Source organism: Burkholderia sp. Bp8991, from assembly GCF_003853795.1.
In the GTDB taxonomy this organism is placed as follows: Bacteria; Pseudomonadota; Gammaproteobacteria; order Burkholderiales; family Burkholderiaceae; genus Burkholderia.
In genome coordinates this window covers 1-9871 of the sequence record NZ_QTQJ01000062.1, presented here as the reverse complement: position 1 = coordinate 9871, position 9871 = coordinate 1, and the positions used below count along the sequence as shown (strand labels likewise).

General features: G+C 68.7%; 7 protein-coding genes. All 7 read left to right on the top strand.

Features of this window, described 5'->3' with window-relative positions; all coding sequences use genetic code 11:
• Positions 1–166: 166 nt before the first annotated feature.
• The 7 genes from DIE02_RS35020 (at position 167) to ansP (ending at position 9660) form a co-directional block, all read left to right on the top strand.
• Positions 167–643, top strand: a complete 477-nt coding sequence (locus DIE02_RS35020) for a chemotaxis protein CheW (protein ID WP_124530295.1) — start codon at positions 167–169, stop codon at positions 641–643.
• 8 nt (positions 644–651) lie between these two features.
• Positions 652–2124: a protein-glutamate O-methyltransferase CheR gene (locus DIE02_RS35015; RefSeq protein ID WP_124530296.1), complete on the top strand. Its 1473-nt coding sequence runs from the start codon at positions 652–654 to the stop codon at positions 2122–2124.
• Positions 2121–2858, top strand: a complete 738-nt coding sequence (locus tag DIE02_RS35010) for a chemotaxis protein CheW (RefSeq protein WP_124489842.1) — start codon at positions 2121–2123, stop codon at positions 2856–2858. The genes DIE02_RS35015 and DIE02_RS35010 overlap by 4 nt, the downstream gene beginning before the upstream one ends.
• A complete protein-coding gene (locus DIE02_RS35005; RefSeq protein ID WP_124530294.1) occupies positions 2855–5233 on the top strand; it encodes a hybrid sensor histidine kinase/response regulator in 2379 nt (792 codons plus the stop codon). Before DIE02_RS35010 ends, DIE02_RS35005 begins: the two co-directional genes overlap by 4 nt.
• Positions 5230–6237 (top strand): chemotaxis response regulator protein-glutamate methylesterase, encoded by a 1008-nt coding sequence (locus DIE02_RS35000; RefSeq protein ID WP_124530293.1) that lies wholly within the window; start codon positions 5230–5232, stop codon positions 6235–6237. The genes DIE02_RS35005 and DIE02_RS35000 overlap by 4 nt, the downstream gene beginning before the upstream one ends.
• Positions 6238–6282: 45 nt before the next feature.
• Complete coding sequence (locus tag DIE02_RS34995; RefSeq protein WP_124530292.1) at positions 6283–7413, top strand: diguanylate cyclase; 1131 nt, start codon at positions 6283–6285, stop codon at positions 7411–7413.
• 756 nt (positions 7414–8169) lie between these two features.
• Positions 8170–9660 carry an L-asparagine permease gene (gene ansP, locus DIE02_RS34985; RefSeq protein WP_124530291.1) on the top strand — a complete coding sequence of 497 codons (1491 nt, stop codon included), beginning with the start codon at positions 8170–8172 and terminating at the stop codon, positions 9658–9660.
• Positions 9661–9871 lie beyond the last annotated feature (211 nt).

Sequence of the window (9871 nt, the reverse complement as noted above, 5' to 3'; positions counted from 1 at the left end):
CAGGCGCTGTCGCAGCTGTCGGAAGCCGCGCAGCAGACGGCCGAATCGCTGCGCCAGTCGTCGCAGGCGATCGACGATCTGACGCTCGTCGCGAACCACCTGCGCACCGGCGTGTCGCGCTTCAAGATCGACGGCTGACGCACGCGGCCTTCGTGCGGACGACACGATGCTCTTCCTACTTTTTGAACTCGACGGCGAACGCTATGCGCTCGATGCGACGCGGATCGTCGAGGTGCTGGCGCTCGCGCCCGTGAAGTCGATGCTGGGTACGCCGCCATGGCTCACCGGCGTGATCGATCACCGGGGCAAGCTGGTGCCGGTGATTGACGTGCCGCGGCTCGCGCTCGGGCGCGCGGCGCACACGCTGCGATCGACGCGGCTCGTCGTCGTGCGCTATGCGCAGCAACACGAGGCGGACGGCGCCGATCGATGGCTCGGGCTGATCGTCGAGCACGCGACGCAGGTGCGCGAGTTCGCGCCCGCGCAATTCGCCGACAGCGGGATCGCGACGCCGCACGCGCGTTGGCTCGGGCCGGTCGCCGCCGACGCGACGGGATTCGTGCAGCGGATCGACGTAGAGCAGATGCTCGATGACGACGCGCGCGCATTGCTGTTTCCGCCCGCGCAGGCGCTTGCCGGATGATGGCCATGATGAACGCCAACGACCCTCGATTCGAAGCATGGCTCGCGCGTGAAACCGGGATGGATGCGGCGACGCTCGGCAATCGTGCGCTCCCGCGCGCGGTTGCCGAACGCGCACGCGTCACGCAGGCCGATGCACCGGACGCGCCCGACACACCGCGGCCCGCCGGCGGCATGCCGGACGACGTCGCCGAGGCCGCCGGTGGCGCCGCGATCGATGCGTACTGGCAGCGGCTGAATGCGTCCGCGGACGAACGGCAGGCACTGATCGAAACGCTGGTCGTGCCGGAAACGTGGTTCTTCCGCGACCGCGAGGCATTCGTCGCGCTTGCGCGGATCGCCGACGTGCGGCTCGTGCGCGAGCCGGCGCGCACGCTGCGCGTGCTGAGCGTGCCGTGCTCGACCGGCGAGGAGCCGTATTCAATCTCGATGGCACTGCTTGACGCCGGCATCGGCCCGTCACGCTTCGCGATCGACGCGATCGACATCAGCGCACGCGCGATCGAGCGGGCGCGGGCCGGCGTCTACGGACGCAACGCATTTCGTGGCCACCCGCTCGAATTCCGCGACCGCCACTTCAGCGAAACGATCGGCGGCTGGCAGCTCGACCCGCGGGTGCGCGAACCGGTACGCTTCGTGCAGGCGAACCTGTTCGACCTGCCGCTCGACGCGGACACGCGCTACGACTTCATCTTCTGCCGCAACGTGCTGATCTATTTCGACCGACACGCTCAGGACCAGTCGATCCGGCTGCTCGAGCGGCAACTCGCGGACGGCGGCACGATCTTCGTCGGCCCGGCCGAGACGGGGCTGATGATGCGGCATGCGCTGGCGCCCGCGCGCATTCCGCTTGCGTTCGCGTTCCATCGCGCGGCGCAGGCTGATGCTCCGGCCACGGGCGCGAACGATGGCGAGCGGCCGCCCACTGTGTCTGTGGCATCTGCGAAGCCGGTGGCGCCGCAGACGTTGCCGCCCCGGCACCCGGTGGCGGCACCCTCCACGGCAAACCATTTCGCAACGGCAACCCTGCACCGCCCGCCGGCCGTGCCACAGCGGCCGCCGGCCACACGCATCGCGCAGGCGGCGCCCGATGCCGCGGATGCCGCGCCGAGCGCACCCGCCGCCCCGGCGCCCATGCTCGCCGACGCCCGCCGGCTCGCCGACACGGGCCACCTCGACGACGCCGAGCGTGCCGCGCACGCATTCACGCTCGCGCACGGCCCCGACGCGGACGCGTTCTACCTGCTTGGCCTGATCGCCGATGCGCGCGGCCTCGATGCGGACGCGCAGGATTTTTATCGCAAGACGCTGTATCTCGACCCGGCTCACTATGAGGCCCTGACCCATCTCGCCGCGCTGCGCGACGCGGCAGGTGACGCGGCAGGTGCCCGGCAACTGATGCTGCGTGCGCAGCGGGCAAGCGCGCGGCACGTCAGCCGTGCCGACGGCGGACCGGACCAGCGAACCGGGCGGAACCCATGACCCACGCCGCTCGTGACGATCGCGCTCCGGCCAGGGCCGTCGACGATTGCTGGAATCTCATCGGCACGCGAGGTGACGGCTCGTGTCCGCGGCTTGCCGTGCACACCCGCTGCCTGAACTGCCCGGTGTTCGAACACGCGGCCGGGAAGCTGCTCGACCGGCCGCTCACCGACGCGGACCTCGCCGAAACGGCGCGCGCCGCACGCAGCACCTCGCAGCCAGCCCCTGCAGACGCACGACTCACTGCATCCGCCGCATCTGCCGACGATGCGCAAGCGCAGCAGTCCGCGCTCGCGTTCCGCGTCGGCGACGAATGGCTCGGCCTGCCCGCCGCCGCGCTGCGGCAGGTCGATGGGCCGCGCCCGATCCATTCGCTGCCGCACCGGCGCGACGGCGCCGTGCTCGGGCTGGTCAACGTGCGCGGCACGCTGACGATCGCAGCATCCCTCGGCGTACTGCTGAATCTCGAACGCAACGCGACCGGACCGCACGAGTCGCGCAACGCGTATGCGCGGATGCTGGTCGTCGAGCATCGCGGCGACGCGGTTGCGCTGCCCGTCGACGAGGTCGAGGGCGTGCTGCGCTTCGCGGCGCATGCGCTGCTGCCGGTGCCGACGACGCTCACCCACGCGGCCGCGATGCACACGCGCGGCCTGCTCGCGTGGCGCGATACAACGATCGGCGTGCTGGACACCGATCGCGTGTTCGACTCGCTTGCGAGGAGCCTGCGATGAGCACGGACGACGACCTGATGCGCCTGTCGCTGCTCGACCTATTCCGCGACGAAGCACACACGCAGACGCAGGCGCTCGCGAGTGGCCTGCTAACGCTCGAACATTCGCCCGGCGACGCGCCCGCGCTGGAAGCGTGCATGCGCGCCGCGCATTCGCTGAAGGGCGCCGCGCGCATCGTCGACCTGCAGGACGGCGTCGACGTCGCGCACGCGATGGAGGAATGCTTCGTTGCCGCGCAGCGTGGCGAGCTGACGCTGACGACCGCGCACATCGACGCACTGCTGCATGGCGTGGACCTGCTGCTGCGCGTCGGCAACGCCGATCCGGCGGCGGCGATCTCGCGCGCGGACCTCGACGCGCTGGCCGCACTGGGTCCGACCGATGCGTCGGACGAGCGCGCCGAACGCGCGGTGTCGCTCACACCGCTTACACTGCCCGTACCGCCCGCGCCGGAACCAGGCGCCGCAGCGCCGCACATCGGCTCCGCGCCCGACGATGCCGCCCTTGTCTCGATATCGCCGTGCACCGGCGACGGCCCGCCGCGCCACCCGCCGGCCGATCCGTCGCCGGGCTTGCATGCCGTCGCGCCCGACGCCCCGCCTTTGCACACCCAACCGCCCCCCCGGCACGATCCGCAGCGGATGCTGCGCGTACGCGCCGAGCAACTCGATCAGCTGTTGAGCCTGTCCAGCGAATCGCTCGTCGAATCGCACTGGCTGAAGCCGTTCACGGGCTCGATCCTGCGCATCAAGCGGATGCAGCGCGACGTCGCGCGCTCGCTGGACGTGCTCGTCGAAACGCTCGCGGAGCGGCTCGACCCGGCCGCGCTCGCGTCGCTGAACGATGTGCGCCAGGGGCTCGGCAACCTGCAGCTGCAGCTCGGCGCGCGCCTGGACGAGCTCGACCGCTTCGACCGCCGCAGCACGCATCTCGCGCAGCAGCTTTACGACGAAGCGTTGCGCTGCCGGATGCGACCGTTCGGCGACGCAACGCACGCGTATCCGCGCATCGTCCGCGATCTCGCACGTTCGCTCGGCAAGCGCGTGCGATTCGCGATCGTCGGCGAAACGACGCAGGTCGACCGCGACATCCTCGACATGCTCGACGCGCCGCTCGGCCACCTGCTGCGCAACGCGCTCGACCACGGCGTCGAGACGCCCGACGAGCGCATCGCGCGCGGCAAGCCGGCCGAAGCGAGCGTGACGCTCGAAGCGCGCCACAGCGCGGGCCAGTTGCTGATCTCCGTCAGCGACGACGGCGCCGGCATCGATCTCGACGCGCTCCGTGCAGGCGTCGTGCGGCGCCGGCTCGCCGACGCGGACACGGCCGCGCGGCTGTCCGACCTCGAGCTGCTCGACTTCCTGCTGCTCCCCGGCTTCTCGATGCGCGACCGCGTCACCGATGTGTCGGGCCGCGGCGTCGGCCTCGACGCGGTGCACGACATGGTCAAGGCCGTGCGCGGCACCGTGCGGATCTTCACCGAGCCGGGCCGCGGCGCGCGCTTCGTGCTGCAACTGCCGCTCACGCTCTCGATCGTGCGCAGCCTGCTCGTCGAGGTCGGCGGCGAAGCGTACGCGATCCCGCTTGCCCACGTGCGCCGCACGCTCGAACTCGCGCGCGCCGACATCGACACGCTCGAAGGCCAGCAGCATTTCCGCTTCGACGGCCGCCCGGTCGGGCTCGTCACCGCGCACCAGCTGCTCGGCGCACCGCCGCCGGAACAGGCGGGCGACAGCGTCGCGACCGTCGTGATCGGCGACGAATGGGAGTCGTACGGGATCGCCGTCGACCGGTTCCGCGGCGAATGCATGCTGGTGATCCAGCCGCTCGATCGCCGGCTCGGCAAGGTCAAGGACATCGCGGCGGCCGCGCTGATGGAGAATGGCGAACCGGTGCTGATCATCGACGTCGAGGACTTGCTGCGTTCGGTCGACAAGCTCGTGCGCGGCGGCCAGCTCGACAAGGTGCAGCGCGCGCAGCACACGGCCGTCGCACGGCGCCGGCACGTGCTGGTGGTCGACGATTCGCTGACGGTACGCGAACTGGAGCGCAAGTTGCTCGAAAAGCGCGGCTATGCCGTCACCGTCGCGGTCGACGGGATGGACGGCTGGAACGCGCTGCGCGGCGCCGATTTCGATCTCGTCGTGACCGACATCGACATGCCGCGCATGGACGGCATCGAACTCGTCACGCTGATCAAGCGCGATGCCGCGCTGAAATCGCTGCCGGTGATGATCGTGTCGTACAAGGACCGCGAGGAGGACCGCCGCCGCGGACTCGACGCGGGCGCCGACTACTACCTGGCGAAGAGCAGCTTCCACGACGAAACACTGCTCGACGCCGTACGCGACCTGATAGGAGAAGCCCGTCCGTGAACATCGGCATCGTCAACGACCTTCCGCTCGCCGTCGAGGCGCTGCGCCGCGCGGTCGCGCGGCGGCCCGAGCACCGCGTGCTGTGGGTCGCGACCGACGGCGCGCAGGCCGTCGAGTTCTGCGCCGCGCAACCGCCCGACGTCGTGCTGATGGACCTGATCATGCCGAAGTTCGACGGTGTCGAGGCGACGCGACGGATCATGTCGTCGGGCAAGCCGTGCGCGATCCTGATCGTGACGAGCAGCATCGGCGCGAATGCGTGGCGCGTGTACGAGGCGATGGGCGCGGGCGCGCTCGACGCAGTCGATACGCCGCGGCTCGGCGCAGGCGCGAACGGCGACACCGCGCAGCTGTTGCTCGCGAAGATCGACCAGATCGGCCGGCTGCTCGACAATCCGGCGGGCGCCGCCCGCCCCGCCGGCACGACGGCGCGCTGCGACGGCGGGCCGCTCGTCGCGATCGGCGCGTCGGCCGGCGGCCCGACTGCGCTTGCGTCGATCCTCGGCGCGCTGCCCACCGATTTCGGCGCGCCGATCGTGATCGTGCAGCATGTCGACCAGGCGTTCGCGGACGGCATGGCGCAATGGCTCGACGGCCAGACGCCGCTCAACGTGCGCATCGCGCGCGAAGGCGACCGGCCGCAGCCGTCGTTCGTGCTGCTCGCCGCGACCAACGACCACCTGCGGATCACGCGCGCCGGCACGCTCGAATACACGCGCGAGCCGGCCGAGACGCCGTACCGGCCGTCGGTCGACGTGTTCTTCAGCAGCGTGACCGAGCACTGGCCCGGCGACGTGATCGGCGTGCTGCTCACCGGGATGGGGCGCGACGGCGCGATCGGGCTGAAGGCGATGCGGATGAAGGGCTACCATACGATCGCGCAGGACCAGGCGACGAGCGCCGTCTACGGAATGCCGAAAGCCGCCGCGACGCTCGGCGCCGCGCGCGCAATCCTGCCGCTCGAGCGCATTGCGGGCGAACTGGCGGCGCTCGTCGGGAACTGAATGAAATGGACTTGCGTGACAGCAATGGCAACAACGGGTGTCGACATGACTAGTGACTCCACGCGACGCCCGGGCCACGATAACGGCACTTCCGCCGCGGACGGCGCGGACGGCGCGGGCGCGGCGCTCGAAGCCGCGCGCGCGACCCTGCAGGTGCCGCCGGCGACCGACGTGCCGGTGATGGTGCTGCTGGTCGACGACCAGACGATCGTCGCCCAGGCCGTGCGGCGCGCGCTTGCCGACGAGGACCGCATCGACTTCCACTACTGCCCGCGCTCGGACGACGCGCTCGCCGCCGCAGTCGAAACGCGGCCGACCGTGATCCTGCAGGACCTCGTGATGCCCGGCACCGACGGATTGAGCCTCGTGAAGGCGTACCGCACGAATCCGGTGATCCGCGACGTGCCGATCATCGTGCTGTCGACCAAAGAGGAACCGGTAATCAAGAGCGCCGCGTTTGCGGCCGGCGCGAACGACTACCTCGTGAAGCTGCCGGACCGCATCGAGCTCGTCGCACGGATCCGCTACCACTCGCGCTCGTACGTCAACCTGCTGCAGCGCGACGAAGCCTACCGCGCACTGCGGCAATCGCAGCAGCAATTGCTCGAAGCGAACCTCGAACTGCGCCGCCTCACGCATTCCGACGGGCTCACCGGGCTGTCGAACCGGCGCTATCTCGACGAATACCTGAACGCCGAATGGCGGCGCGCCGCGCGCGAACGCAGCGAGCTGTCGTTGCTGATGATCGACGTCGACAACTTCAAGCTTTACAACGACACGTACGGCCACGTGTCGGGCGACGACGTGCTCAAGCGGGTCGCCTCGACCGTCGAAAGCTGCCTCGGCCGCCCGGGCGATCTCGCCGCACGCTTCGGCGGCGAGGAATTCGCGGTGGTGCTGCCGGGCACGTCGCCGGGCGGCGTGCGCCTGCTCGCCGAGAAGATTCGCCTTGCGATCGAAGCGCTGCGGCTCGAGCACGTGCATTCGTCGACCGGCCGCTACGTGACGATCAGCATCGGCGGCGCGAGCGTCGTGCCGGCGACCGGCACGCCGATGACGTCGCTGATCGAAGCCGCCGACCGCGCGCTGTACCGCGCGAAGCACGACGGCAAGAATCGCGTCGCGATCGATGCAGGGCCGGCAACGCCGAGCGACGGCGGCGGGAAACCGGCCTGATGCGTACGCGGCAGCGTCTTGCTACGGCTATGTCAAGTTGACAAGCGCAGGCTACGTGCCTTCATCAAGAGTAGTTATCCTTATCAGATTACTTCGTTGGCTGCGGGAGAGACAGTCCAACCATGCCATGTAGCGAGGCGTTCTTTGAGCATGGCGCGACGACATACCGCGTTCATCTGATGTCTCGGCAACGCGAAGTGCTGCCGGATCGGACCGACGCAAGAGAGAAATGCCAGAGTGCGTCGCGCATCGCGAAATCCGCACAGCGCGCGCGTCCATCACACGATAGTCGGTCGCGATCTCTTTGCCCACTGATGCTTGAGGCAATGCCGGCCGGACGTCATCGCGCGCGGTGCCGCGCAGCCGATCTCGATCACGCACGGCAGCCGCGGCGAGCCGAAGTGACCCTGAACCAGCATGAATCCCGGTCGGAAGTGGAAACAGAAAAACCGAAACGACAATCGCACATGCGCGATATGCGGCATCGCACGCGACGAGCCCGCTGACGCACTTTGCGGCGCTACGGCCGAGGCCCATATGCAGGAATTCGAACAGGCCTAGTCCAAATTCGCATTCTGTTTGTGATGGGAATTACGGCTGAATAAGTTCGCGACATACCGCGCTTTTCGCCAAGATCGGCGAATCGCAATCAGGATGGGTGCGCTTGAATCCGCACCCTGATCCTCCGGTACCGGTGGTCCCGATCGTCTCGCGATCGGGATGAATCCAATTACATCCGTGCACGAGGATACCGTCATGGCATCGATTCCCGAACCGTCGACAACCGGCGAAACCGACAAACGCAGCTGGCTCGAATCGCACGAAGCCGGCTATCACAAGACCCTCGGCAATCGACAGGTGCAGATGATCGCGATCGGCGGGGCGATCGGCACCGGTCTGTTCCTCGGCGCGGGCGGCCGTCTGCAGGCCGCCGGACCGTCGCTCGCGATCGTCTATCTGGTGTGCGGCGCGTTCTCGTTCCTGATCCTGCGCGCGCTCGGCGAACTCGTGATGCATCGCCCCAGCAGCGGCAGCTTCGTGTCGTACGCGCGCGAATTCCTCGGCGAGAAGGCGTCGTTCGTCGCGGGCTGGATGTACTTCCTGAACTGGGCGATGACCGGTATCGTCGACATCACCGCCGTCGCGCTCTACATGCATTACTGGGCGCCGTTCGCGGCCGTGCCGCAGTGGATCTTCGCGCTCGTCGCGCTCTGCATCGTCGCGACGATGAACCTGATCGGCGTGAAGTGGTTCGCCGAGATGGAGTTCTGGTTCGCGCTGATCAAGGTCGCCGCGATCGTGCTGTTTCTCATCATCGGCTCGGTGATCCTCGGCACGGGCGTGCAGGTCGCCGGCCGTGACACCGGCATGCATCTGATCACCGACAACGGCGGCTTCTTTCCGCATGGACTGATGCCGGCGCTGGTGCTGGTGCAGGGCGTGGTGTTCGCGTTCGCGGGCGTCGAGCTGGTCGGCACGGCCGCCGGTGAATGCAAGGACGCGCGCAAGGTGCTTCCGCGCGCGATCAACAACGTGATCTGGCGCATCGCGATCTTCTACGTCGCGTCGGTGGTGCTGCTGGTCTGCCTGCTGCCGTGGAGCGCATACAAGGCGGGCCAGAGCCCGTTCGTCACGTTCTTCGGCGCGCTCGGCGTGCCGGGCATCGGCTCGGTGATGAACCTGGTGGTGCTGACGGCGGCGCTGTCGAGCCTCAACTCGGGCCTGTATTCGACCGGGCGCGTGCTGCGTTCGCTGTCGATGGGCGGCTCGGCCCCGGCGTTCCTCGGCCGAATGAGCGCGCAATCCGTGCCGTACGCGGGCATTCTGGTGACGGTCGCGATCTACGTGGTCGGCGTGCTGCTCAACTATCTCGTGCCGTCGAGCGTGTTCGAGATCGTGCTGAACATCGCGTCGCTCGGCATCATCAGCACGTGGGGCTTCATCGTCGTGTGCCAGATGAAGTTCCGCGCGGCGGTCAGGCGCGGCGAAGTGGAGGACGTGCCGTTCAGGATGCCGGGCGCGCCCGTGACGTCGTGGCTCACGCTGCTGTTCCTGCTCGGCGTGCTGGTGCTGATGGCGTTCGACTACCCGAACGGGACGTGGACGATCGCGTCGATCCCGCTGGTCGCGCTGCTGCTCGTGGCCGGCTGGAAGTGGTTGAGCAGTCGCGCGCGCCGTGGGTTGCTCAAGCCGACGATTCCGTCGGTCACGCTGACACGGCAAGTGCTCGAGAAGGGCGACAACTAAGCCGACGCGCAATCGGGGGACGGCCTGCGGCCCGATGCAGGCCGTCTCGCAGAAAAAGAGAAAATTCAATGGCACCGTTTGACGAAATGCTTGCAGGCGATCAGGTTCGCCCGCCCTATTCGCGAGTCAAGGCATGGCTCGACACGCAGAACCCTGCAAGCCTCGCCCAGAAAGCCCACGACGCGGAAGGCGTGTTCCGCAGGACGGGCAT